At 29.7% G+C, this 24,693-nt stretch carries 23 protein-coding genes; 8 read left to right on the top strand and 15 right to left on the bottom strand.

Going from position 1 to position 24,693, the window contains the following annotated elements:
* Nucleotides 1–151: 151 nt before the first annotated feature.
* A complete protein-coding gene (gene rny / locus BLT88_RS08465) occupies nucleotides 152–1,720 on the top strand; it encodes a ribonuclease Y (protein WP_091954170.1) in 1,569 nt (522 codons plus the stop codon).
* A 149-nt stretch (nucleotides 1,721–1,869) separates the two neighbouring features.
* Here the strand turns inward: rny and xerD are convergent, their stop codons facing one another.
* Nucleotides 1,870–2,781, bottom strand: coding sequence for a site-specific tyrosine recombinase XerD (gene xerD, locus BLT88_RS08460; RefSeq protein ID WP_091954169.1), 912 nt, complete (start codon nucleotides 2,779–2,781; stop codon nucleotides 1,870–1,872).
* 115 nt (nucleotides 2,782–2,896) lie between these two features.
* On the opposite strand from xerD, the gene aroQ reads away from it, so the two are divergent.
* Nucleotides 2,897–3,310 carry a type II 3-dehydroquinate dehydratase gene (gene aroQ, locus BLT88_RS08455; protein WP_091954167.1) on the top strand — a complete coding sequence of 138 codons (414 nt, stop codon included), beginning with the start codon at nucleotides 2,897–2,899 and terminating at the stop codon, nucleotides 3,308–3,310.
* Here the strand turns inward: aroQ and BLT88_RS08450 are convergent.
* The 5 genes from BLT88_RS08450 to BLT88_RS08430 form a co-directional block, all read right to left on the bottom strand.
* Nucleotides 3,305–3,772, bottom strand: coding sequence for a GNAT family N-acetyltransferase (locus BLT88_RS08450; RefSeq protein ID WP_091954166.1), 468 nt, complete (start codon nucleotides 3,770–3,772; stop codon nucleotides 3,305–3,307). The genes aroQ and BLT88_RS08450 overlap by 6 nt on opposite strands.
* A 185-nt stretch (nucleotides 3,773–3,957) precedes the next feature.
* The gene (gene ftcD, locus BLT88_RS08445) at nucleotides 3,958–5,640 is read right to left on the bottom strand and encodes a glutamate formimidoyltransferase (protein WP_091954164.1); all 1,683 of its coding nucleotides are present in this window, start codon (nucleotides 5,638–5,640) and stop codon (nucleotides 3,958–3,960) included.
* Nucleotides 5,641–5,719: 79 nt separating this feature from the next.
* On the bottom strand, nucleotides 5,720–6,889 hold the full coding sequence (locus BLT88_RS08440) for a DUF4105 domain-containing protein (RefSeq protein WP_091954163.1): 1,170 nt from the start codon (nucleotides 6,887–6,889) through the stop codon (nucleotides 5,720–5,722).
* A gap of 5 nt (nucleotides 6,890–6,894) precedes the next feature.
* Nucleotides 6,895–7,965: a PorV/PorQ family protein gene (locus tag BLT88_RS08435; RefSeq protein WP_091954161.1), complete on the bottom strand. Its 1,071-nt coding sequence runs from the start codon at nucleotides 7,963–7,965 to the stop codon at nucleotides 6,895–6,897.
* Nucleotides 7,966–8,037: 72 nt separating this feature from the next.
* Nucleotides 8,038–8,940 (bottom strand): YheT family hydrolase, encoded by a 903-nt coding sequence (locus BLT88_RS08430; RefSeq protein ID WP_231959949.1) that lies wholly within the window; start codon nucleotides 8,938–8,940, stop codon nucleotides 8,038–8,040.
* A gap of 178 nt (nucleotides 8,941–9,118) precedes the next feature.
* Here BLT88_RS08430 and BLT88_RS08425 point away from each other — a divergent pair, with 178 nt between their 5' ends.
* The 3 genes from BLT88_RS08425 to BLT88_RS14360 all read left to right on the top strand — a co-directional run bounded on the left by BLT88_RS08425 (nucleotide 9,119) and on the right by BLT88_RS14360 (nucleotide 11,069).
* On the top strand, nucleotides 9,119–9,859 hold the full coding sequence (locus BLT88_RS08425; RefSeq protein WP_172824286.1) for a phosphatidylcholine/phosphatidylserine synthase: 741 nt from the start codon (nucleotides 9,119–9,121) through the stop codon (nucleotides 9,857–9,859).
* Nucleotides 9,860–9,957: 98 nt separating this feature from the next.
* A complete protein-coding gene (locus BLT88_RS14520; RefSeq protein ID WP_368086555.1) occupies nucleotides 9,958–10,362 on the top strand; it encodes a GAF domain-containing protein in 405 nt (134 codons plus the stop codon).
* A gap of 92 nt (nucleotides 10,363–10,454) precedes the next feature.
* Entirely contained in the window at nucleotides 10,455–11,069 is a 615-nt protein-coding gene (locus BLT88_RS14360; RefSeq protein WP_231959946.1) for an ATP-binding protein, read from the top strand.
* Between the two features lie 7 nt (nucleotides 11,070–11,076).
* Here the strand turns inward: BLT88_RS14360 and lptB are convergent, their stop codons facing one another.
* The 4 genes from lptB to BLT88_RS08400 form a co-directional block, all read right to left on the bottom strand.
* Nucleotides 11,077–11,820, bottom strand: coding sequence for an LPS export ABC transporter ATP-binding protein (gene lptB / locus BLT88_RS08415; RefSeq protein WP_036786610.1), 744 nt, complete (start codon nucleotides 11,818–11,820; stop codon nucleotides 11,077–11,079).
* A 111-nt stretch (nucleotides 11,821–11,931) separates the two neighbouring features.
* Nucleotides 11,932–12,273 (bottom strand): carboxymuconolactone decarboxylase family protein, encoded by a 342-nt coding sequence (locus tag BLT88_RS08410; RefSeq protein WP_091954158.1) that lies wholly within the window; start codon nucleotides 12,271–12,273, stop codon nucleotides 11,932–11,934.
* Nucleotides 12,266–13,078: a twin-arginine translocase subunit TatC gene (tatC, locus tag BLT88_RS08405; RefSeq protein ID WP_091954156.1), complete on the bottom strand. Its 813-nt coding sequence runs from the start codon at nucleotides 13,076–13,078 to the stop codon at nucleotides 12,266–12,268. The genes BLT88_RS08410 and tatC overlap by 8 nt, the downstream gene beginning before the upstream one ends.
* Nucleotides 13,078–14,046, bottom strand: coding sequence for an SIS domain-containing protein (locus BLT88_RS08400; protein WP_091954155.1), 969 nt, complete (start codon nucleotides 14,044–14,046; stop codon nucleotides 13,078–13,080). The genes tatC and BLT88_RS08400 overlap by 1 nt, the downstream gene beginning before the upstream one ends.
* Nucleotides 14,047–14,184: 138 nt before the next feature.
* Here BLT88_RS08400 and BLT88_RS08395 point away from each other — a divergent pair, with 138 nt between their 5' ends.
* Nucleotides 14,185–16,368, top strand: a complete 2,184-nt coding sequence (locus tag BLT88_RS08395; protein ID WP_091954153.1) for an ATP-dependent DNA helicase RecQ — start codon at nucleotides 14,185–14,187, stop codon at nucleotides 16,366–16,368.
* 168 nt (nucleotides 16,369–16,536) lie between these two features.
* Here BLT88_RS08395 and BLT88_RS08390 read toward each other — a convergent pair whose 3' ends face one another.
* Nucleotides 16,537–17,214, bottom strand: a complete 678-nt coding sequence (locus tag BLT88_RS08390; RefSeq protein WP_091954152.1) for a ZIP family metal transporter — start codon at nucleotides 17,212–17,214, stop codon at nucleotides 16,537–16,539.
* On the bottom strand, nucleotides 17,211–17,936 hold the full coding sequence (locus BLT88_RS08385; RefSeq protein WP_091954150.1) for a class I SAM-dependent methyltransferase: 726 nt from the start codon (nucleotides 17,934–17,936) through the stop codon (nucleotides 17,211–17,213). Before BLT88_RS08385 ends, BLT88_RS08390 begins: the two co-directional genes overlap by 4 nt.
* Before the next feature lie 110 nt (nucleotides 17,937–18,046).
* Between BLT88_RS08385 and BLT88_RS08380 the strand changes: the two genes are divergently transcribed.
* Nucleotides 18,047–19,252 carry a class I SAM-dependent RNA methyltransferase gene (locus BLT88_RS08380; RefSeq protein ID WP_091954149.1) on the top strand — a complete coding sequence of 402 codons (1,206 nt, stop codon included), beginning with the start codon at nucleotides 18,047–18,049 and terminating at the stop codon, nucleotides 19,250–19,252.
* A 201-nt stretch (nucleotides 19,253–19,453) separates the two neighbouring features.
* On the opposite strand, the gene BLT88_RS08375 is transcribed toward BLT88_RS08380, so the two are convergent.
* The 3 genes from BLT88_RS08375 to BLT88_RS08365 are packed head-to-tail and all read right to left on the bottom strand — an operon-like array spanning nucleotide 19,454 to nucleotide 22,140.
* Nucleotides 19,454–20,332, bottom strand: coding sequence for an alpha/beta fold hydrolase (locus tag BLT88_RS08375; RefSeq protein WP_157691170.1), 879 nt, complete (start codon nucleotides 20,330–20,332; stop codon nucleotides 19,454–19,456).
* A gap of 54 nt (nucleotides 20,333–20,386) precedes the next feature.
* Nucleotides 20,387–21,265 (bottom strand): alpha/beta fold hydrolase, encoded by an 879-nt coding sequence (locus BLT88_RS08370; protein ID WP_157691168.1) that lies wholly within the window; start codon nucleotides 21,263–21,265, stop codon nucleotides 20,387–20,389.
* Between the two features lie 11 nt (nucleotides 21,266–21,276).
* Nucleotides 21,277–22,140 (bottom strand): alpha/beta fold hydrolase, encoded by an 864-nt coding sequence (locus BLT88_RS08365; RefSeq protein ID WP_091954144.1) that lies wholly within the window; start codon nucleotides 22,138–22,140, stop codon nucleotides 21,277–21,279.
* A gap of 57 nt (nucleotides 22,141–22,197) precedes the next feature.
* Here BLT88_RS08365 and priA point away from each other — a divergent pair, with 57 nt between their 5' ends.
* Nucleotides 22,198–24,669, top strand: a complete 2,472-nt coding sequence (gene priA, locus BLT88_RS08360; RefSeq protein WP_231959944.1) for a primosomal protein N' — start codon at nucleotides 22,198–22,200, stop codon at nucleotides 24,667–24,669.
* Nucleotides 24,670–24,693: the final 24 nt, after the last annotated feature.

Genomic DNA, 24,693 nt, shown 5'->3' with positions numbered 1-24,693 from the left:
AGGATGAGTCTTAACTGCAAAAGCATGCCATTAATATTGAATTTATTTAATATTTAAATGGAGTCTTGAACGGTTAGTTAGTCCTATAAATGTCATTTTGGAGTTTAAAAACCCAACTAGTGTAGGCTTTTTTTTATATTAAATTTAAATTATGGATGATATGATACTTCCCATTATTATGGGAGTTTTAGCAGGAGCAGTAATAGGTTTTATAATCTTTAGATTGATGGAAAAATCGAAAGGAAAAAAGATACTTGACGTTACTAAAAAAGAAGCTGCAACTATTTTAAAGGAAGCAAAAATAGACGCAGAATCAGTTAAAAAAGATAAAATATTACAAGCAAAAGAAAAATTTATTGAACTGAAATCGGAACATGAAAAAGTAATTTTATCTAGAGAAAAAAAGATTTCAGATGTAGAGAAAAGAATTCGAGATAGAGAATCTAAAGTGGCTTCAGAAGTTGATAAAAATAAACGGTTAAATCAATCTTTAGAGCAAAAAGAAAAAGATTATAATTTTAAGTTAGATTTCTTAGAGAATAAGGAAAGTGATCTTGATAAAATGCATAAACGTCATGTAGACATGCTAGAACAAATTTCTGGTTTATCTGCAGATGAGGCAAAAAAGGAGCTTGTATCTTCTTTGAAAGAAGAAGCTAAGTCAGAAGCAATGGCTTTTGTACAGACGTCTATAGAAGAGTCAAAATTAACAGCAGAACAAGAGGCAAGAAAAATTATTTTAGGCACTATACAAAGGGTAGGTGTTGAGCAAGCAGTAGAAAATTGCGTATCTGTATTTAATCTTGAATCTGATGATGTTAAAGGGCGAATTATTGGTAGAGAAGGTCGTAATATTAGAGCTTTAGAAGCTGCAACGGGTGTAGAAATTATTGTTGATGATACTCCAGAAGCAATTATTTTGTCTTGTTTTGATCCTGTTCGAAGAGAAATTGCGCGTTTAGCAATGCATAAATTGGTTACTGATGGTCGAATTCACCCGGCTAGAATTGAAGAAATTGTTAAAAAGACTGAAAAGCAAATTACTCAAGAAATTATAGAAGTGGGTAAAAGAACAGTTATAGATTTAGGTATTCATGGTTTACATCCAGAATTGATTAAAACTGTTGGACGAATGAAATACCGCTCTTCTTATGGTCAAAACTTGTTACAGCACTCGCGTGAAGTTTCAAACCTTTGTGGAATTATGGCTTCTGAAATGGGCTTAAACTCAAAATTGGCAAAAAGAGCTGGTCTTTTGCATGATATAGGTAAAGTGCCAGAATCAGAAAGTGAACTTCCTCATGCACTTTTAGGAATGCAATGGGCTGAAAAATATGGAGAAAAAGAAGAGGTTTGTAATGCAATTGGAGCCCATCATGATGAAATAGAAATGAAGAGTTTATTGTCTCCAATTGTGCAAGTTTGTGATGCGATTTCAGGGGCAAGACCAGGGGCAAGGCGTCAAGTATTGGATTCTTACATCCAACGTTTAAAAGATTTAGAAGAAATTGCTTTTGGCTTTACAGGTGTTCAAAAGGCTTATGCTATTCAGGCTGGTCGTGAATTACGTGTTATGGTAGAAAGTGGTAAAGTTAATGATACGAAAGCCGCTGAATTATCATTTAATATTTCACAAAAAATTCAAAATGATATGACGTACCCAGGTCAAGTAAAAGTAACTGTAATTAGAGAAACAAGAGCTGTAAATGTTGCTAAGTAGTTACTATTATTTTTTTCTTAGGGAAGAGTAAATACTTAAACTTATATTTTTAATAAATTCCTGCTTTTGAAGTAGGAATTTTTTTTTAGTTCAAAATTTCTTTATGAGTAAGAACATCTTTTCTGCTTTATATTAGGTACTCACAAAATCTAAAGCTCAGGAAGGATCTTTCTAGGATGAAAAGTTTCTACAACTTCTTTTAAATAACTATTGTCTAAATGAACATATACTTCAGTAGTAGTGATGCTTTCATGTCCAAGCATTTGCTGTATCGCTCTTAAGTCTGCACCATTTTTTAATAAATGAGTTGCGAAAGAATGACGTAAAGTATGCGGACTTATTTTTTTATTTAAATTGATTTTAATAGTTAAATCTTTTAAAATAGTAAATATCATTTGACGAGTTAAACCTTTACCACGTCTGTTTAAAAAGAGCGTGTCTTCAAAGCCTTTAGTCGTTTTTAGATGACTTCTAATTTCAGTAATATACATAGAAATATATTTTTGAGCACGATAATGAATCGGTACAAAACGTTCTTTATTGCCTTTTCCAGTTACTTTTATAAAACCTTCTTCAAAGAATAAATCAGAAATTTTTAAGGTGATGAGCTCGCTAACACGCAAACCACAACTATACATTGTTTCTAAAATTGTTCTATTTCTTTCTCCTTGAGGATGACTTAAATCAACTGCAGTAATAAGTTCATTTATTTCATCTTCAGACAATGTATCTGGTAATTTTCTTCCAATTTTTGGAGCTTCTATTAAGTCTGTTGGATTTGTTTTTCTATAATCCTCAAAAATTAAATAATCAAAAAAACTTCGTAAACCAGAAATTATTCTTGCTTGACTTCTTGGGTTTACTTTTTTAGCAACATTATAAATAAATTGTTGAATATTAGTTTCAGTAATAGAAATAGGAGAGAGATTGATTTCATTTTCTTCCAAAAACAAGGTTAATTTATCCAAGTCTCTAGAATAACTATCAATAGTGTTTTGAGATAAACCTCTTTCAATTTTTAAAAACAATTGATAATCTCTAATCGCGTTTTGCCATTTCATAATCACAAGGTATTAAATTTATTGTATTACAAAGACCAAAACCTGAAAATTACTATAAATGAATTATTTACTTTTTAAAATACAGTTTTTTTTTTATTTGTTATATTTTAGCAATATGAAAATTATCATCATAAACGGACCTAATTTAAATTTATTAGGAAAAAGAGAACCAGAAATTTATGGATTACAAACTTTTGAAGATTTCTTTAGAGCTCTGCAATTAAAATTTAAAGATGTTGAATTGTCTTATTTTCAATCTAATATAGAAGGAGAAATTATTGATAAATTACATGAAGTTGGTTTTGATTATGATGGGATAATTTTAAATGCAGCGGCATACACACATACTTCTGTTGGTATTGGAGATGCCGTTAAAGGCATACATGCGCCAGTTGTTGAACTGCATATTTCTAATGTACATGCTCGTGAAGAGTTTAGACATCATAGTTTTATTGCTCCTGCAGCAAAAGGTGTTCTGTTCGGATTTGGGTTAAAAGGATATGAGTTGGCCGTCCAGAGTTTCTTATAATTTTAAAAGCATTTTAATACTTGAACGCTCATAATGAGAATTTTCTTCCAAAGTAACCTCTTTAAAACCAATTTTTCTATACAAGTTTATTGCAGGAACTAATTTTCTATGAGAATATAAAGTGATGCTTTTCCATTCTTGATTTTGAGCAAATTCTATACAGAAAGTCATTAATTTTTGACCAATTTTTAAGCCTTGGTATTTTGGTGAAACCGCCATTTTACTCAACTCAAAAAATGTTTTTTGATTGATTAAAGCCACTACACCAATAATTTCACTGTTATATTTTGCAAAAAAGATAAAGCCTCCAGGATCAATTACATATTTTTTTGGATTGCTTAAAACCTTTTGATCATAAGGCTCTACATAAAAATATTTTTCCAGCCACTCCACATTTAACTTATAAAAATGAATTGCCAATTGAGGTTGGTACGCTATAATCTCTAGATTTTCTATTTTCATAGTATATAAGTTTGCATTAGGGATTGAAGTGAAAATCCTTATTTATGTCAGTTTTAGTTTTTATTTTGAAGTGATAACGGAAAAATAAAAATATGTAGTACACATAAAAAGATTGAAACAAAAAGCTCGACTTTTCTGCACTAAAATTTTTCAGTTTCAGTGCAGAAAAGAGTGCCAAAAATAAATTAAATTTTTGAGTTTATAATTTGCATCATTTCGTTTTCTAAACCAATCGTTTGTTGATAGATATCTTCTGCTTTTGCTAAAATAGTTTCCGCAAATTTTCTGTCTTTAATATCTTTTGCATTTATACGAACGTTAAAATAGGCCCCGGTAACAGCTGTTTTAGCACACAAAACGCCAACACCACCATCTGAAAGTGAATTCTGCAATCCATTTTTCATCATTTCCAACATCACTTCTATAGAATTACAGGCAGTTTCCATAACTTTAAAAGGAATTTCAGTGGCATATTTTGTTGCATCTTCAATTGCTTGTTTTCTGATTTCAATTTCTTCATTATTGGTTTTTGGCATTCTAAAGCCATCAATAATTTTATTAAAAGCATTGGTGTCTTCATCAACTAAGAATAACAAATCATTTTTGTATTGTTGCCCTTTTTCTGCCCAATTAGAGAAATACTCCCATTTAGAATCCCAACCAGGTTTGTGTGCAGATAAATTTGCAACCATAGCCCCTAAAGAAACACCTAGAGTACCTACGTAAGCAGCAATACTGCCGCCTCCAGGAGCCATAGATTCGGATGCAGTTTCTTCAGCAAAATCTTTAACGCTAAAGTCAATTAACTTTTTTTCCGCATCAGCATTCATCACATATTCAATGATTCTTTCTTGTGGGTTAAAAGGCTTTAAATCATCTAAGCCTAGAGACTTAATAGCAATTTTTATTTTCTCATTGTCACTTATACCCAAAGAGCGTTCTTGTTTTTTAAGATAAAAATCTGCAGCATCTAACATTGCTTGCAAAGGAACTAAACCTACCAATTCTGAACCTGTTACCCGCAAACCACGTTTTGTTGCCGCGACATCAGTCTCATAAAAAGCTTCATGCATAGAAGTGATTGTAATATTGGTTAGGTTATACGAAATTTGCGCAATTCCATATTCCTCAATAAACCAACCAATACCTTTTACAGCTTTTAATTTACCGGGAATTCTCTCAGGGTTACCGTCTTTGTCTAATACTTTTTTTCCTTCAACTAATTTAGCTCTTCCATTTTCACGGATGTCAAAAGCAATGGCATTTGCACGTCTTGTGGATGTTGAATTTAAATTTACATTGTAAGCAATCAAGAAATCACGGGCAGAAATGGCCGTTACTCCAGATGAAACAATTTGTTCATTGTATTGAGTTGGGCCAAAATCTGGTTTCCAATTCGCTTTAGATAACTTTTCTTTTAAACCTTCATATTCTCCAGAACGAACTGTAGCTAGGTTTTTACGCTCATTAGAAGTTGCTGCATTTTCATAAAAATAACCAGAAATGCCTAATTCTTCACCAACTCTTTTTCCTAATTGATGCGCATACTTTGCAGTTTCTTCCATAGAAATATTTGCAATTGGAACTAAAGGACAAACATCGGTAGCTCCAAAACGTGGATGTTCTCCGGTTTGTTTGCTCATGTCAATCAATTTTGATGCTTTTCTTATCAACCTAAAAGCAGCTTCAATTACCTTTTCTGGTTCGCCAACAAAGGTGATTACAGTTCTGTTAGTCGCTTTTCCAGGATCTATATCAAGCAGTTTTACACCTTCTACAGTTTTTACGATATTAGCAATCGTATGTATTTTATTGATGTCTCTACCTTCACTAATATTAGGTACGCATTCTATAAGTTGTCTATGCATGTTTGGTGAATTTTTATCAAATGTAAAATTTTCACCTAAAGAAATCTAAAATTTTTATTAAAAAATGAAAAGTAATATACTAATTCAATGTTTTTGATAAATAGGCATATCTAAACAAAAGTAAAATTAAGAATGGAATGATAGCAATTGGAAATAATTGAACTCCTAAAACCCAAAGTATTGGAATGATAAACAGCAGAAAAAATGAAAATCTAAAATAAGATTTCAACCATTTTTTTTGATGAACCTTGAGCATTAAAAATGCGATTATTAAATTAGGAGCAAATGCCCATAAAAAATTGAAGTTATTAGGTGCTGTAGAATGGTCGGTAAAAAACCAAAGAAAACAAATCACACATCCTATGAGTCCAGTAATGAATAGTACTATGAAATCCATCCATTTTGATCTTTTTTTGTTCTTAAAATCAGAAAAAGTAACGAAGATGCCAATGAAAGAAATGACACTAAATATTAGAAATGGATTAAATAATGAAATTTCTTGCTTTAATTCCTTGAACTCTAATAAAACATCTTCCCTTTTAATCAATTTTTTAGGCTGATTTTCAATAAATATAGCACTGTTTTTAAATATAGAATATACATAATCAGGCAGGTACATGTATTGTGTGAAATTTGCCTTTTGATCTAATTTACTTCCTAAAGCTAAATTTATTCCAAAACTTCCCCAAGTGTTCCAAGGAATTTCTCTATCCATTAGTTGTCTAAAAGAACGTCTTTCATTTATATTTTTATTACTTAAAACAACTTTGTCACCTAAAATAACAGTGGTAATGTCTCTTAATTTTGTGGCACAATTATCAAAGTACGGATCATAATTATAATTTTTATTTTCTGGTAAAGCATTATTTTCTAAATAGATAAAAAAAGATTGTCGTTCTTCTTGGGTTAAATTTAAAACTTGTTGTTTTACCCAACGTTTGTCTCTTTTGTAACCTGCTAAAAAGTCTCTAAAGTTATAGCGCCCCATGCTATAAATCAAATTTCCTTTAGTGAAATTTAATTCAAAATTAGGAGCGTTAAAATCAAACATCCCATAATTATAAATTAAATCTAATCTTAAAACAGGATCTTTAATTCTTATTGCAGAATGACCAAAAGCTTCATACAATTCTATTCCTGGACCGGCGGTAATAATACTAACTTCAGAATAAACAGAAAGGTTTATTTGTGCAACAAGTGATTTTGTAAGTAGAAAGAAAAAGAATAGTAGTAAGTAGTTTTTTTTCATAATTTTTAGCGTCTAAAAAAGCTATAATCAATAGTTATTGAAAAAATATTTGAAAATAAAGCATTACCGACACTACCAATATTTGTTAAGGCATAATCTATTTGAATACCTTGATAGGTAAAGCCAACTCCAAAATTTGGTTGTAAAGAAAGTGATTTTGAATTGTTGAATTCTGTGATATATTGAAAATTGCCAACTCCTAGACGTAAATATACAAGTTTATCGTAATCTAATTGAAACCCAACAGCCGGATCTATACTTCCAACATTTGATGAGAAAATATCATTAGTTTGTTCAAAACGAATATTTAAATCTACTTCTGTTTGAAGGTTGAAAAATCGTCCAATTCTAAATTCTTTTGCAATACCTAATTGTATTTTTGGTTTTGTAATTTCTGTGGATTCTGGTAATTCTTGATTTTGACCGGGAATGGCATCTTTAATCTTATTGAATTCCTCTTCATTAATTGCCCAACTATTAAAAGTGGTTGTAATGTCTCTTGCCATGATTCCGAATTTCCAATTATTTCTTTCAAACTGAATACCTGCATCAAAACCAAAACCCCAAGAAGAAGCAAAATCTCCAATAATTCTTCTTACTATTTTTGCATTTACTCCAAAATTAACATCCTTAAAAAGTAAATTTCGAGCATAAGAAAAATTAAAAGCATAATCTGCGGAAGAAAATAAACTAATTCTGTTAAAATCTATATTTCCCTGATTATCAATTAATTCTGTTGTATTTAAAATATCATCGACTCCAAAACGAATTATTGAAATTCCCAAAGCACTTTTAGCATCTATGGGCATTGCAAAAGCGGCATGATTGTAATTAGCAATTCCTGCAAAATAAGAAGCGTGCATTAAAGAGCCTTGGTAGTCTTCTATACCCACTAGTCCTGCAGGGTTCCAGTATATGGCATTTACATTATTTGTAGTTGCTACAACTGTTTTACTCATCCCTAAAGCCGCTGCATCTACTCCAATGTTTAAAAATTCATTGGAATAATTTCTAAAAGTTTGCGCATTTAGAAGAAGCGGTAAAACAAATAAATAAATAAATATTTTGTACTTCACAAGTATTGAAAGTTAAGTATAACAAATATCTTAAAACCTATTAAAATAACTATAGTTTTTTGTAGATATTGTTTACAAAATATCTAATTCAATATTTTCCTTTATAAAACGTTCAATTCTAAATTCTAACCATTTATTCTCTTCGGGTTTAAAAGAGGTCATAAAGCCAACATGTCCGCCAAATTTTGTTTCTTCAAAAAAGAAAAATTTTGAGTTTTTTGCTTCTTGATAAGGATAACATTCCCTTGATAAAAAAGTGTCATCTTTTGCATTGATTAATAAAGTTGGTTTTCTAATTTTAGAAAGGTAAGGTTTGGAACTTGCTTTTTCCCAGTAGTCCTCAGGACTTTTAAAACCAAAAACAGGTACTGTATATAAATACTCTAAATGTTTAAATTTGGTTGCTTTAAAAAGTTTCTCTTGATCTAATTTATATTCTGGGAATTTGAAAGCTTTTTCTAAAACTTTGTTTTTCATTGTTTTAAAAAACATTTCGATATATAATTTGTTTTTTAATTTATCCATTTCTAATTCTGCAGAAGCAATATCTATAGGAACAGAAACTGCAATTCCACCTTTGATTATTGAAGAAATACTTTCACCTTTTTCGCCTATATATTTTAAGGTTAAATTTCCTCCTAAACTAAATCCAACAATTACAATGTTTTTGTAATTATAATTTTCTAATAAATAATCTACAACAAAACTTACATCTTCAGTTTTACCACTATGATAGGTTGCAAGTTGTAAATTATCTTCACCACTACAACCTCTTAGATTAAAACAAACGGTATCTAATCCCTTGCAATTTAAATGGTTAGTGTTGGCTGCTATATATTTAGAATTTGAGCTTCCTTCTAAACCATGAATTAATAAAATCAAAGTTTCAGAACCTACAAAAGAAAAATCCAAATCAATAAAATCATGATCCCATGTTGAAACTCTTTTTCTTGTGTACGTTGCAGTATCTTTCATGAAAAGGGGCCTGTACATAGTGTTAAAATGACCATTTCGAAACGGTATTGTAGGTAAGAAATTTGATGTAAAAACTGGCATAGACCTTTTTATTTTTACAAATATGACAAAAATTTAACGAATTAGAAAACAAACAAATTTTGATTTCTTACTTTAGCTTTTAAATTATAATCTATAAATGAACATAGGTAAACAAATTCCAAATTTTATTACATTAGGCAATCTTCTTTCAGGAACTGTGGCTGTAATTTTTGCGGTAGAAGGAGATTACAAAATGGCAGCATTATTTGTTTGTATTGGAATTATTTTTGATTTTTTTGATGGTTTTGTAGCCCGATTGCTAAAAGTTTCTGGAGAATTAGGTAAACAATTAGATTCTTTAGCTGACATGGTTACAAGTGGTGTTGTACCAGGTATTATTATGTATAAATTATTGCAAGATAATTTAATAGATAAACCAAATATTATGAATTCAGCGGTACAAATATTCGATATCCCTTTATTTGGTATGCTACTAACATTAGCAGCAGGTTTTAGATTGGCAAAATTTAATATTGATACCAGACAATCAGACTCCTTTATTGGTTTACCAACCCCGGCAATGTCTTTGTTTGTTCTTTCATTACCTTTAATTACAGAATATAGTGATGTTGATTTTGTGAAAGATTTAATTATGAACAATTATTTTTTAATTGGTGTAACCTTTGTTTTAATTTATTTGATGCATGCAGAATTGCATTTATTTTCTTTAAAATTTAAAGATTATTCTATAAAAAATAACAGTATTAAATATATTTTTCTTTCAATTTCTATCATATTAATTGGAACTATTCACTTTTTATCGATACCAATTATTATTGTAATTTATGTGCTTTTATCCTTAATTAAAAAAGTATTTCCCAAAAAAAATAATCAATAATGAAACCGGCTAATATCCCCCAAAATGAAGCTAAAAGGTTAGAGAATTTAAAAAGTTATCATATTTTAGATACGCTACCGTAAGAAGAGTACGACGCTATCACAAAAATAGCTTCTGTTATTTGTAATACTCCTATTGCACTTATTTCTATTATTGATGAAAGTAGGCAGTGGTTTAAGTCCAAACATGGCTTAAATGCGACAGAAACTCCTAGAGAATTTTCTTTTTGTGCTCATAGTATTTTGCAGCCAGATGAATTATTTATCATTAATGATGCACGCAAAGACAAACGTTTTTTTGATAGTTCATTAATCACCAGTGATCCTAATGTAGTTTTTTATGCTGGTGCTCCATTAAATAGTTCAGAGGGTTATTCTTTAGGAACTTTATGTGTTATTGATAATGAGCCAAAAAAATTGAACAATACTCAAAAAGAAAGCTTAAGTTTATTAGCGAAACAAGTGGTTACTCTTTTAGAATTAAGAAAAAAAACACAGAATTAGCCGAGTCAAATAAGCAAAATTTAAAGTTAAATGAACAATTAAACGATTTTGCATATAGGTTAACTCATGATTTAAAATCACCGATTAATGGGGTGAATTTTTTGTTGGATGTTTTAAAAGAAGATCATTTTGAACTTTTTAAAAACACAAAAGCAGAAGAGTATGTCAGTTTAATTTCTAACAGAATTTTATATAGGGATAATTTAGTTACTAAAATTTTAAAAGATTCTAAAGTAGCAAGCGAAAATATTATCTATGAAAAATTTAATGTAAAGGATCTAGTAGATAGTATTAGAATTAACATTGATTTTGAAAATAAGTTGTTAATTAATTCTGAGCTTTTAGATATTGAAGTATGCAGCTCAAAAATTGGTCTTTTGCAAATCTTTCAAAATTTAATTTCTAATTCAAGAAAATTTTCTGATGAAGAAAATGTAATAATTTCTATAAGGTGTAAAGAAGATCTAGATAGTTATCATTTTGTTTATGAAGATAATGGTCCAGGAATTCAGGAGCAATATTGGAATAAAGTTTTTAAAATGTTTGAAACTTTAGATAATAGAGGTAACAACAATACGGGCATAGGATTAACTACTGTAAAATCTATCATAAAAAGGCTTGGAGGAAAAATAGAATTAAAGCACCGAGAGGAATACAAAAAAGGAGTTTGTTTTCATTTTAACTTGTCAAAAAGAGATAGTAATTAATTAAAGTTTAAGGTTTAAATGTTTTCTTCTTTTTAAGTTCAAAATCTTTACCTAAATAAACCTTACGCACCATTTCATCGGCCGCTAATTCTTCTGGGGTTCCCTCTTTTAGGATACTTCCATTATACATTAAGTAAGTTTTGTCTGTAATTGCTAGCGTTGCTTGCACATCATGATCTGTAATTAGAATACCAATATTTTTGTTTTTTAATTGAGCAACAATACTTTGGATATCTTCAACAGCAATAGGGTCAACACCAGCAAAAGGTTCGTCTAATAAAATAAAATTAGGGTCAGATGCTAAACAACGTGCAATTTCTGTTCTACGCCTTTCTCCTCCAGAAAGTAAATCTCCTCTATTTTTACGAACATGACCAATATTAAATTCTTCAATTAAAGATTCTAACTTTATTTTTTGTTCTTTTTTAGATAAGTTTGTGAATTGTAAAACAGACTTAATATTATCTTCTACAGATAACTTTCTAAAAACAGACGCTTCCTGGGCTAAATAACCAATTCCTTTTTGTGCACGTTTGTACATGGCATCACCAGTAATTTCTTCGTCATTTAAGTAAATATGACCAGCATTTGGTTTTACCATACCAACAATCATATAAAAAGAGGTTGTTTTTCCTGCTCCATTTGGACCTAAAAGTCCAATAATTTCACCCTGCTTAACTTCTAAAGAAATGTCTTGTACAACTTTTCTACTTCCGTAAATTTTTTGAATGTTTTCTGCTCTTAAAATCATATTTTTTTGAAATGTGCAATTTTAGAATTGTAGAACTGTGTAAAAGTAATCAATATAGTGTTTAAGATACTAAAAACATTCTTAAACATTTACATGAACAAAGAATTAAACCTAACTTTCAAGTGCTTCCCAATACTCAACAGCTCTTCTTAAATGTGGAATTACAATTGTGCCACCAATTAAATTAGCAATAGACATAGTTTCCATCATTTCTTCTTTTGAAACCCCATTTTTCATTGCTGCTTCTAAATGATATTGCACACAATCATCACACCTTAAAACTGTGGATGCCACTAGACCTAATAACTCTTTTGTTTTTACTGGAAGGTGACCTTCTTTAAAAGCATTGGTATCTAAATTAAAAATTCGTTTAATAACTTTATTATCAGAAGCTAAGATTTTATCGTTCATTTTTTGACGATACTCATTAAACTCTTGTACTTTTTTAGACATCTTTTTGTTGTTTTTTAATAACTCTTCTTGAAACGATTATACCTATTTCATACAAAATAAGAATGGGTATTGCCACTATAACTTGACTTGCAACATCTGGAGGTGTAATGATCGCGGCCAAAATTAACACAAAAACTAAGGAATGTTTTCTGTATTTCTTTAAAAATTCTGGAGTAATTAATCCGATTTTTGTTAAAAAGAAAATTAAAACTGGTAACTCAAATAATATTGAAACACCTAATAACATATTTGTTATTAACCCTATATGAGACTCTAAAGTGAAACTATTTTCAATGGCATCTGTAATCTGATAATTATATAAGAAATGAACAGATATTGGTGCTATTACATAAAAACTAAACAACACTCCAATAAAGAAAAGCAGTGATGCTATAAATATAAATCCTCTCGATTTTATAATTTCCTTTTTTGTTAAACCAGGAGATACAAAACGCCAAATCTCCCATAAAATATAAGGGAAAGAAACGATAACTCCTAATATTAATGAAGACCAAATAGAATTCATTAATTGTGATGTAACTTTTATACTTTGGAGTTTTTTATCTGCAAAATTCACATTACAAAAGGAGCTATCTATGCCAAACAAATTAAAGAAATCACAAAATAGTTGATACGTGATAAAGTCTGGTTGAATATGTGCTAATAAAAAATGATCGTAAACTTGTTTATCAAACACAAAAAGTACGATAGCCAATATGAAAATAGCACCTGCACTTCTTACTAAATGCCATCGTAGTTCTTCTAAATGCCCTAAAAATGACATTTCTTTTTGTTGCTCTGCCATTAGAAAATCCCTTCTTTAATTAAATCATGCAAATGTACAACTCCTGCATATCTATTAGTATCATCTGTTACTAAAATTTGAGTAATGCTATTGTTTTCTAAAGCATCTAACGCTTCAATAGCCATAGCATTTTCATTTATTGTTTTTGGGTTATTACCCATAATATCTTTTGCTGTAAAATTATTAATTTCAGTAGTTTTACTTAACATCCTTCTAAGGTCGCCATCAGTAATTATACCAATAATTTTATCATTTTTAATAACGGCGGTAACTCCTAAACGTTTTTCTGAAATCTCAACAATTACTTTAACAACGGAATCATTTTCTGATACCCGGGGTAATTCATTATTTTTTATTAAATCAGAGACTCTTAAATACAAGCGTTTTCCTAAAGCACCTCCTGGATGGTATTTTGCAAAGTCTTTACTTGTAAATTCTTTTAATTCTAATAAACAAACTGCTAAAGCATCGCCCATCACTAACTGCGCAGTTGTACTCGTTGTTGGTGCTAAATTGTTTGGGCAAGCTTCTTTTTCTACAAAAGTATTTAAAGGAAAATCAGCGTTTTCACCTAAGAAAGAAGCTATATTTCCGGTAATCGCAATAATTTTATTTCCGTAATTTTTTATTAATGGAACTAATACTTTTATTTCAGGAGTATTACCACTTTTAGAAATGCAAATAACAACATCATCTTCTAAAACATTTCCTAGATCTCCGTGAATGGCATCGGCAGCATGCATAAAAACTGCAGGAGTGCCAGTAGAATTAAAAGTTGCAACAATTTTCGTAGCAATATTTGCGCTCTTGCCAATACCGGTGACAATTACTCTTCCTTTTGAATTGTATATAAATTCAACAGCTTCTTCAAAAGCTGAATCTATAAAATTGGCTAAATTGGCTATTGCTTTACTTTCTGTTAAAATTGTTTTTTTTGCATTTGCAATAATGTTAGAGTTATCTTTCAAGCTTTATGTTTTTATCAGAATAAAAAAAGTTATATCTTTATATATAGAAAAGAACAAATTTACTACAAAAAAAAGTTTCTTGAAACTATATAGGAATAGGTTTACTATTTCTTTAACAATAAATGAATAATTATACATATGGATTTACATAGTCCTTTAAAAAAGTTTTTTGGATTTAATAAGTTTAAAGGATTACAAGAACAGGTTATAAAAAGTATTGTTAATGACCAAAATACTTTTGTGATTATGCCTACTGGTGGTGGTAAATCTCTCTGTTATCAATTGCCAGCATTAATGGCAGAAGGCACTGCAATTGTAGTTTCTCCTTTGATTGCATTGATGAAAAATCAAGTAGATGCTATTAGAGGTATTTCTGAACAACATGGAGTTGCACATGTTTTAAATTCTTCTTTAAACAAAACAGAAGTAAATCAGGTTAAAGAAGATATTGCAAGCGGAATTACAAAACTGTTATATGTAGCTCCAGAATCATTAATAAAAGAAGAATATGTTACTTTTTTAAGAACTCAAACAATTTCTTTCGTGGCCATAGATGAAGCGCATTGTATTTCTGAATGGGGTCATGACTTTAGACCAGAATACAGAAATTTAAAGCATATTATTAAAGCGATAGATAACGTTCCTGTTATTTGTTTAACAGCAACAGCAACAGAAAAAGTACAAGAAGATATTTTAAAAACGTTAGGAATAACAGATGCAAACAGATTTAAAGCTTCTTTTAATAGGGCCAATTTGTTTTATGAAGTGAGACCAAAAACAAAAGAAGTTGAAAAAGATATCATTCGTTTTGTAAAACAAAGAGACGGAAAATCTGGAATTATCTATTGTTTAAGTAGGAAAAAGGTTGAAGAGATTGCTCAAATTTTACAAGTTAATGGTATTAAGGCTGTACCTTATCATGCAGGGTTAGATGCTAAAACAAGAGTTAGACATCAAGATATGTTCTTGATGGAAGATTGTGATGTTGTTGTTGCAACTATTGCGTTTGGAATGGGAATAGACAAACCAGATGTGCGTTTTGTAATACATCATGATATACCAAAAAGTTTAGAAAGCTATTATCAAGAAACGGGTAGAGCAGGTAGGGATGACGGAGAAGGATATTGTTTGGCTTTTTATGCATACAAGGATATAGAAAAGCTAGAAAAATTTATGGCGAGTAAGCCCGTCGCTGAGCAAGAAATTGGGCATGCGTTGTTACAAGAGGTTGTAGGATACGCAGAAACTTCAATGAACAGGCGTAAATATTTGTTACATTATTTTGGTGAAGAGTTTGATGCTATAAACGGCAATGGCGCTGATATGGACGATAATTCGAGAAATCCAAAGAAAAAACATGAAGCTCAAGAGGATGTAATAAAACTTTTAAAAGTAATAAAAGATACTTTACAACAATATAAGTCTAAAGAAGTTGTAAACACTATAATTGGTAAAGAAAATGCTTTGCTTACTTCTCATAAAACTCACTTACAACCATTCTTCGGAATTGGTAAAGACAAAGTAGCTTCTTATTGGATGGCACTAATACGTCAAGTTTTAGTAGTAAATTTTATCAAGAAAGAGATAGAACAGTATGGAGTTGTAAAATTAACCGAAGTAGGAATCGATTATATTAATAATCCTTCTTCTTTTATGATGACGGAAGATCATTTGTATAATGAAGAAAATGATAATTCGATATTAATTAAAGCAAAATTGGCAGGAGGTTCTTCAGATGAGAAACTTGTGAAATTGTTAAAGGATTTAAGAAAGAAAGTGGCTACAAAATCGGATGTTCCTCCGTTTGCAGTTTTTCAAGATCCCTCTCTAGACGATATGGCTCTAAAATATCCAGTTAATCTAGAAGAGCTCTCCAAAGTGCATGGTGTAGGAGAAGGTAAGGCCAGAAAATTTGGAAAAGATTTTGTCAAATTAATTTCGAAATATGTAGAAGATAATGAAGTTTTGAGACCTGATGATTTAATTGTGAAAAGTACAGGTATAAATTCTGGACTAAAGCTATACATTATTCAAAATACTGACAGAAAATTACCTTTAGAAGATATATCTAAGTCCAAGGGTTTGGATATGAAGGAGCTAATTAAAGAGATGGAAGTTATTATTTTCTCTGGGACAAAACTGAACATAGATTATGCAATCGATGATTTGTTAGATGAGGATCAACAAGAAGAGATTCATGAGTACTTTATGGAAGCTGAGACTGATAGTATACAAGAAGCTTTAAATGAATTTGATGGTGATTATGATGAAGATGAGCTTCGTTTAATGCGAATTAAATTTATTAATGAAGTGGCTAATTAAAGTTTTTAGTTCTTATTTATAACCCATTAATTCAACTTATTTATAGAAGTTACGGATACTTATTGAGCATGTTTTCTAACAACTATTAATGAGTTTTTATTAAACAAAAATACTTTTCAAAAAAAGTAGTATCACATTCTTTATTTTTAAGTTTATCAATAAAAAAAATTACAAAGTAAGGATGGTTAATATAATCCCGAAAAGAATAGCAGTAAACTTTTGTAAATTAAATTTGTGGTTTTCAGAGCTCTCAAAAAGAATAATTGTAGAAATATGCAAGAAAACACCAATAATGAAAGCAGTAATTTCTGTTCCATAAATTGTAAAAAACTGAAATTTATTACCGACTAAAACTCCTAAAGGACTCATTAAGCCAAAGAAGAACAGAAAAATAAAAACAGTTTTTTTTGTATGTTTTGTATGAATTAAAAAGGTAGTTAAGACTATTGCAATGGGTATTTTATGAACAACGATTGCCCATAATAAATTATAATCAGTATTATGAATTGGCAATCCTTCAGAAAAAGCATGTATACATAAGCTTATAAACAGCAAGGTTGGAAACCGTTTTCCATCAGAATGAATATGAATATGACCATGTTCCGCACCTTTAGAAAAAGACTCCAAAACAGATTGTAAAATAATCCCTATTAAAATAAATACGCCTATTCTTTTGTGATTTTGTGATTCAGAATATACATCTGGTAATAAATGTAAAATAGTGACAGATAAAAGGTATGCACCGCTAAAAGCGAGCAAAAGCCGCACGATTCTATTGCTCGGTTTTATTACAAAAACCAACATAGAACCAACTAAAACAGGAAAAATTAGTAAGATGTAATTCACTTTGCAACCAATATTAATCTGTTTGAAGTTTCAACGTTAAAATTAGATAAATTATAATCTCCAAAAATATTGGTGATTCTAAAACCTACTTTTTCAAAATAAGCTTTCATTTTATTTATATCTAAATATTTTACGCTCTCTGTATAAACGTGATCTTTATTATCCGCAAAAAAAGTAATATTTTTTAGGATAAAACCATCTTTTATTTCTCGTGTAATATGAAATGTAATATTATCAATAATTTTAGTTTCTTTGGCAACTAAAGTTGCTTTTACAAAATCAGCATTTAAAAAATCGAAAACAAAAAAACCGTCTTTGTTTAATCCGTTTTTAATATTTTCAAGAATTAAAAGGTCTTCCTTGTCTTCCTCAAAGTACCCAAAGCTAGTAAATAAATTAAAGATGGCATCATATTGATTTTTTAAAGGTTGACGCATGTCATGTACTTTAAATTTTAAAGAATTATTTTCAAATTTTTGAGCAATTTGAATACTGTTTTCTGCTAAATCAGCTCCAGTAACTTTGTAGCCTAGAGAATTTAAAAATACAGCATGACGTCCTTTTCCGCAAGGTAAATCTAAAATATGAGTGGTCTTTGGTAATGCTAAAAAAGCAGTTATATTTTTCATAAATAACTGCGCTTCTACATCATTTCTATCTTTGTATAATGTATGATAGTATGAAGTATTAAACCAATCTGTAAACCAATCTTTTGTTTTCATAAGTAATTTAAGGATGTAAAAGTAACCAAATCTAACGTTTATAAAAATGAATTTCGTAATTAGTATAAAACCTATTTTTAAATAGTATTTTTGTGGTCAATTTTACAAGTATGGAAAGAGATTTTAAAATGACAGCAACAACACTTTTTGGATTGGAAAGTGTTTTAGCGGAAGAGCTTAAAAATTTAGGAGCGCAAGATATAAAAGAAGCGGTAAGAAGCGTTTCTTTTAGAGGCGATAAAGGTTTTATGTATAAAGCAAATATTGCCTTAAGAACCGCTGTTCGAATTTTAAAACCTATAAAAGTTTGTAAGGTTTATGATGAGGAAGATTTATATGAAGCGATTCAGAAAATTAAATGGGAAAATTTTTTGGATGCAGAAGGTACTTTTGCCATTGGTGCTGTTGTAAATTCCAAGAATTTTACATCAAACTCACATTATATTTCTTTAAAATCTAAAGATGCAATTGCAGATTATTTTAGGCATAAATATCACAAAAGGCCAAATGTAGATTTAAAATATCCAGATGTAAAGATTCATATTCACCTTCAAAAAGAGTGGTTAACTGTCTCTTTAGATTCTTCTGGAGATTCTTTGCACAAACGTGGTTATAGAACAGCAACTAATATAGCACCAATTAATGAAGTCTTGGCTGCAGGTATGGTTTTGTTATCTGGCTATACAGGTGACGAAAATTTTATTGATCCTATGTGTGGTTCGGGAACTATTTTAATTGAAGCAGCAATGATAGCAAATAATATTCCTGCAAATATCAACAGAAAATTGTTTGCTTTTGAAAATTGGAAAGACTATGATGAGGATTTGTATTTTACAATTCAAGAATCACTGTTAAAGAAAATACGTTCATCTCATTTTAAAATCATGGGATTTGACAAAGCACCTTCAGCAGTAGAAAAAGCAAAAGCCAATGTAGAAAATGCTAATTTAGATGAGTTTATTGGCGTACATCATGTTAACTTTTTTAACTCAACAAAAGAAGTTTTTGGTAATACAACTATCTTGTTTAATCCACCATATGGAGAACGTTTAAACATAGATGTTGAAGAATTTTATAAAAAAATCGGGGATACACTAAAACATAATTATCCAAATTCAACAGCATGGTTAATTACCTCAGATACAGATGCTTTAAAATCGGTAGGTTTAAGAACATCAAAACGAATTGCATTGAAAAATGCAGACTTAGATTGTAAGTTTGTAAAATATGAGTTGTATGAAGGATCGCGTAAGATTAAGGATCGCAAAGGAGAAATAGATATAAAGACGAATGCTGATTCTGAGCCGGAAGATTAGTTTTTTATGTAATTTTGAGGATTGGATTAAAATCTTAGAAAAAAATGTTTTTTTTAAGAAATTTCATGAGCTATTCATAACCATTTTGTAATTCGAAATGATTGATGATGAATTATAGGTTTAGGAATTTTTACTAAAGTAAGTTCGATTTAATTTATAGGTTTAAACATGAAATAGTTCTGAATTAATTTTTGGAAGTATTTAGTCAGATAAAATTTTTTCAATCCATTCTTCTGGTTTTTCCAACATTGGGAAATGTCCACAATTTTTAATCCAATATAAATTATTATTTGCAATTTCTGTAGCTAGTAAATTTGCAATTGCAGCTACAGCAACCGGATCATTTTTTGCCCAAATAATCTTAGTTTTTATATTAGTTTCTTTTAAAGCACCAATCCATCTATGCCAAAAATAATAGCGCTCGTTGATGTAATTGGATAAAAAGTGAATTATTTTTCGGCCGTTGTTTTGCTCTAATTGTAACCACATTTCTTTAAGTTCTGCTTCTGTAGCTTTTGTTTTGTCAAAATAAACATTGCGCATATTTTTCTTGAAAATAGTATAGTTTGTTAATTTTGCAACCCATTTACCAGTAATTTTATTTTTTAACAATTTTTGAATTGTACGTAGTTTAGACAACTCAATATGCATAGACCCATTGCATAGAATGAGTTCATCAATTTGTAAATTAATTTGTTTTTTGTTTTGTCTTGCTAAGATTTCTGTGGCAATACTTGTTCCATAATCGTGAGCGAGCAAAGTAACATTTGTTAAACTCAATTGCTTCCATAATTGAAGTGCAATATCTGCTTGCTCAATTAAAGAATAGGAGTATTTTAAAGGTTTATCCGAAAATCCAAAACCTAAATGATCGTGAATAACAACTCTATAATGTTTACTTAATTCTGGTAAAACTTTATAATAATCGAAAGAAGAAGTTGGATACCCATGAAGAATAACAAGCGTTTTCTTTTGATTTTCTATTGTATTTAAATTAATATTTATAGTGTCTATAACAAATATATTTCTGTTATTAACAGATATAATTTCTCCTTTATTTTGCCAATTTAAACTATTCATTTTTACTTTTTTAATAATCATTAACGAATAGTAAAATTAAAACAAATTAAATTCTTATGCTTTTAAAATGCTTTGCAACCATTTTTCTGGACTTTCTAACATTGGGAAATGAGCAGTATTTTCTATCCAAGAAATATTCTGATTAGCAAATTTGTTATCCCGTAAATTGGGTAAACAATGATCTGTAATTTTATCTTCTCTTCCCCAAACAAGTTCAATTGGTATTTCCGTTTCTTTTAATGCGTTAACCCATCTACCCCAGAATATTTTACGTTCCCTTACGTAATTATAGACAAAATTAATAATATTTCTACCATTGTTATAGTGAAGTTGAGTCCACATTTCCCTCAGTTCTTCGTCCGTAATTTTATTTTCATCGTAAAAACTCTCTTTCATTATTTTTTTATAGACGCCAAAAGACGTTAGCATAGAAATCATTTCTTTAGAAACATCATCTTCATCAGGTTTATGTATTTCTGAATAATCATGGTGATTTATTGGCGCGCTTCCGTTAGAAAAATATATCTTATTTATTTCAATTTTTGTGCTGTAAGAGTTTTTTCTTGCTAAAATTTCTTTAGTAATTAGATTCCCGTAATCATGAGAAACTAAAGTAAAGTTTCTTAATTCTAATATGTTCCATAATTCCAAAACATAATCAGTTTGTTCCGTAATTGTAAAATATTTGTTTTCTATTTTGTCAGAGAAACCAAACCCAATTAAATCTTGAATGATAACTCTGTAATGTTTGCATAATTCAGGTAAAACCTTTCTATAATCATAAGACGATGTTAAATATCCATGAAGAATTACCAAACAATTTTCATGTTCGCCACCTGTATCAATTGTAAAAATATTTTTATTATGAACCGGTATTAAAAAACCTTTTTTTTGCCAATCTAAAGAAGAAATAAATTCATCATTGTTCGTCATTCTAAATATCATTAATACATCGCAGCACAATTAAATTTAAAAACAAGCTTTAACCAATGCTTTGGGGTATCTAATATAGAATAATGTCGGGTGTTTTCCAACCATTCTAAATTATGATTACCGTTCTCTGTTGCTAAAACTATGGCAATTTCTTTAACCGCTGAAGGGTCATTTCTTTCCCAAATTATTTTTATTGGTATTTTAGATTCTTTTAAAGCTTGCGCCCATCTATGCCAAAATGTGTAATGTTGATTTATAAAATTACTTAATAAGTGAACTTCTTTCTTGCCTTCATCTGAATTTAGATTATTCCAAACTTTTTGAATATCATTTTTAGGTTGATTTTCAATAGTTATTTTTTTCTTAATTTTACGAACTCCATTAGCTTCGAGTTGCGCAATAAAACTCCCCAATCTTTTATTTTTTAAAAGTTGGTCCATGTTTCTTAAATGAAAGTACTCAAGTCTCTTACTGCTATTGCATAGAAATACTTTTTTAATTTTAATAGTAATTTGGTTGTGGTTTTTTCGAGCTAAAATTTCTTTTGCTACAGAAGTGCCATAATCATGAGCTAAAATGGTGACTTCTTTCAAACCCATTTTATACCATAATTGTAAAGCAAAATCAGCTTGATCTATGAGAGAGTAAGTTAAAGAATCAGGTTTGTCAGAAAAACCAAAACCTGGGTGATCATGAATTATTACTCTGTAATGTTTACTTAATTCTGGTAAAATTTTTTCATAATCAAATGATGAAGTTGGGTAACCGTGTAAGATTACTAATACGTCTTTTGACGTACCTTCATCAATGACAAAAATTTTTTTGTTTGATACTGAATAGAATGTTCCTCTATCCTTCCAATTTAATGTAGTCATAATTTTCTGGGGGATTAATTAAAATTATGATATAAATATAATCATTTTTAATTAATTTTGAACTTTTTAACATTAAATTTTAATAAAATTAATTTTATAGATATCATATTACCGATTCCACTTCAGAAAACGTTCACTTATTCTGTAACTGAAGAAGAAGCTAATTTTCTTCAAACAGGAATGCGTGTAGCAGTTTCTTTTGGTAAAACAAAAATATATACGGGGTTAGTTTTTAATATTCATCAAATTGCACCTGCGCTATATGAAGCGAAAGAAATTCATCAAATTTTAGATAAAATTCCATTGGTAAATGAATTACAATTAAAACATTGGCAATGGATTGCCAATTATTACATGTGTTCTTTAGGTGATGTTTATAGAGCCTCTTTGCCATCTGCTTTTTTATTAGAAAGTGAAACTGTTATTTACAAAAATGAGAGATTTTTAGAGGACTCAGCTTTGACTGATGATGAGTTTCTAATCTATGAGGCCTTGCAACATCAATCGCAATTAACTATTCATCAAGTTGCCGATATTTTAGGTAAGAAAAATGTAATGCCAATTGTAAATGAATTGATTAAAAAATCGGCTATTACAATAAAGGAAGAAATTTACGAACAATATAAACCAAAGTTGGAGAAATATGTTCGTTTGCATTCAAATTATAACTCGGATGATTCTTTAGCTAAATTATTACAAGAATTATCAAGAGCAAAAAAACAACGAGAAGCGGTTTTAACATTTTTTCAATTATCATCAACCAAAAATCCAATAAAGGCTAAAGACTTAGAGGAAAAAGCAGCTGTTTCTTCAATGATTTTAAAATCTTTGGTAGATAAAAATATTTTTGAATTCTATAATATTCAAACGGATAGAATTCAATTTAAAGGTGATACAAATTCTCTGAAATTATTGAACGAATTTCAAGAAAAAGCGCTTTTAGAGATTAAAGAATCTTTCAAAGATAGAGACGTAACTTTATTACATGGAATTACAAGCTCTGGTAAAACAGAGGTTTATACAAAGTTAATACAAGAGGTTTTAGATGAGGGTAAACAAGTATTGTTTTTATTGCCAGAAATTGCTTTAACTACTCAGATTATATCACGTTTACAGTTTTATTTTGGAGAACAAATTTCGGTTTTTCACTCAAAATATTCCATGAATGAGCGGGTGGAAGTTTGGAATAATGTTTTAGGAAACAAAACAAAAGCCAGAATTATTTTAGGTGCGAGGTCTTCAATATTTTTACCATTTTCTAATTTAGGATTAATTTTAGTGGATGAAGAGCATGAAACTTCTTATAAGCAATTTGAACCTTCACCAAGATATAACGCACGTGATGCTGCAATTGTTTTGGCAAAAATTCACAAAGCAAAAATATTGTTAGGTTCGGCAACTCCCTCTTTGGAGAGTTACTTTAATGCACAGCAAAATAAATATGGTTTTGTAGAAATCAAAAGACGTTATGGAAATGTTCAATTGCCCAAAATTGAATTGATTGATGTTAAAGAGAAGCAGAGAAAAAAGGAAATGAATGGTCATTTTTCCGATAGGTTGTTAAAATTAATTCAAGAAGCTTTAGATCAAAAAGAACAAGTTATTTTGTTTCAAAATAGACGAGGATTTTCACCAGTTGTTGAATGCAAAACTTGTGGAATTTCCCCTCAATGCCCAAATTGTGATGTTTCCTTAACTTTCCATAAATTTAAATACGAGTTACGTTGTCATTATTGCAATTATCAAAGAGCAATGCCTAATAGTTGTGGTGCTTGTGGAAGTAATACTTTAGATAATAAAGGTTTTGGAACTGAACAAATTGAGTTAGAATTAAAAAAATTATTTCCAGATTTTAAAATCGGAAGAATGGATTTAGATACCACTCGTGGAAAATATGGATATCAAAAAATAATTGGTGCTTTTGAAGCAAGAGAAATTGATGTTTTAGTAGGGACACAAATGCTTTCAAAAGGTCTAGATTTTGAGAATGTTTCTTTGGTTGGTGTTCTAAATGCTGATACGATGTTGAATTTTCCTGATTTTAGAGCGCATGAGCGAGCATATCAAATGATGGTGCAAGTTTCCGGTAGGGCAGGAAGAAGTAAAAAACAAGGAAATGTCGCCATACAAACCTACAATCCATTTCATCAAATATTACAACAAGTTTCAACTACAAATTATACAGAAATGTATAAAGAACAGTTGCAAGAACGTTGGCAATATAAATATCCGCCCTATTACAGGTTGATAAAAATTACACTAAAACATAGAGATTACAACAAAGTTGATAGCGGAGTTAATTGGTTATTTAAAGCGCTTTATAATTCTTTTGGAGAACATGTTTTAGGACCAACTGCACCAGCTGTTTCAAGAATTAGAAATCAGTATATTAAAAATATTGTTATTAAAATTCCGCCAAAACAAAACCTAGTAAGTGCAAAAAATCAATTAAGTAAAATTAAAAATACGTTTGAAGCTGTAAAAGATTTTAGACCAATTCGTTTTATTATTGATGTAGATGCATATTAAATAATCCGATAGTATCCATTAGGT

Source organism: Polaribacter sp. Hel1_33_78, from assembly GCF_900106075.1.
In the GTDB taxonomy this organism is placed as follows: domain Bacteria; phylum Bacteroidota; class Bacteroidia; order Flavobacteriales; family Flavobacteriaceae; genus Polaribacter.
Note: the sequence above shows the minus strand (reverse complement) of the source record. Positions and strands in the feature narration are given on the sequence as shown.

Bases quoted from the DNA above. Each gene is read 5' to 3' on its own strand.
- rny (WP_091954170.1), top strand. From the start codon at position 152: ATGGATGATATGATACTTCCCATTATTATGGGAGTTTTAGCAGGAGCA.
- xerD (WP_091954169.1), bottom strand. From the start codon at position 2,781: ATGAAATGGCAAAACGCGATTAGAGATTATCAATTGTTTTTAAAAATT.
- aroQ (WP_091954167.1), top strand. From the start codon at position 2,897: ATGAAAATTATCATCATAAACGGACCTAATTTAAATTTATTAGGAAAA.
- BLT88_RS08450 (WP_091954166.1), bottom strand. From the start codon at position 3,772: ATGAAAATAGAAAATCTAGAGATTATAGCGTACCAACCTCAATTGGCA.
- ftcD (WP_091954164.1), bottom strand. From the start codon at position 5,640: ATGCATAGACAACTTATAGAATGCGTACCTAATATTAGTGAAGGTAGA.
- BLT88_RS08440 (WP_091954163.1), bottom strand. From the start codon at position 6,889: ATGAAAAAAAACTACTTACTACTATTCTTTTTCTTTCTACTTACAAAA.
- BLT88_RS08430 (WP_231959949.1), bottom strand. From the start codon at position 8,940: ATGAAAGATACTGCAACGTACACAAGAAAAAGAGTTTCAACATGGGAT.
- BLT88_RS08425 (WP_172824286.1), top strand. From the start codon at position 9,119: ATGAACATAGGTAAACAAATTCCAAATTTTATTACATTAGGCAATCTT.
- lptB (WP_036786610.1), bottom strand. From the start codon at position 11,820: ATGATTTTAAGAGCAGAAAACATTCAAAAAATTTACGGAAGTAGAAAA.
- BLT88_RS08410 (WP_091954158.1), bottom strand. From the start codon at position 12,273: ATGTCTAAAAAAGTACAAGAGTTTAATGAGTATCGTCAAAAAATGAAC.
- tatC (WP_091954156.1), bottom strand. From the start codon at position 13,078: ATGGCAGAGCAACAAAAAGAAATGTCATTTTTAGGGCATTTAGAAGAA.
- BLT88_RS08395 (WP_091954153.1), top strand. From the start codon at position 14,185: ATGGATTTACATAGTCCTTTAAAAAAGTTTTTTGGATTTAATAAGTTT.
- BLT88_RS08385 (WP_091954150.1), bottom strand. From the start codon at position 17,936: ATGAAAACAAAAGATTGGTTTACAGATTGGTTTAATACTTCATACTAT.
- BLT88_RS08380 (WP_091954149.1), top strand. From the start codon at position 18,047: ATGGAAAGAGATTTTAAAATGACAGCAACAACACTTTTTGGATTGGAA.
- BLT88_RS08375 (WP_157691170.1), bottom strand. From the start codon at position 20,332: ATGAATAGTTTAAATTGGCAAAATAAAGGAGAAATTATATCTGTTAAT.
- BLT88_RS08370 (WP_157691168.1), bottom strand. From the start codon at position 21,265: ATGACGAACAATGATGAATTTATTTCTTCTTTAGATTGGCAAAAAAAA.
- BLT88_RS08365 (WP_091954144.1), bottom strand. From the start codon at position 22,140: ATGACTACATTAAATTGGAAGGATAGAGGAACATTCTATTCAGTATCA.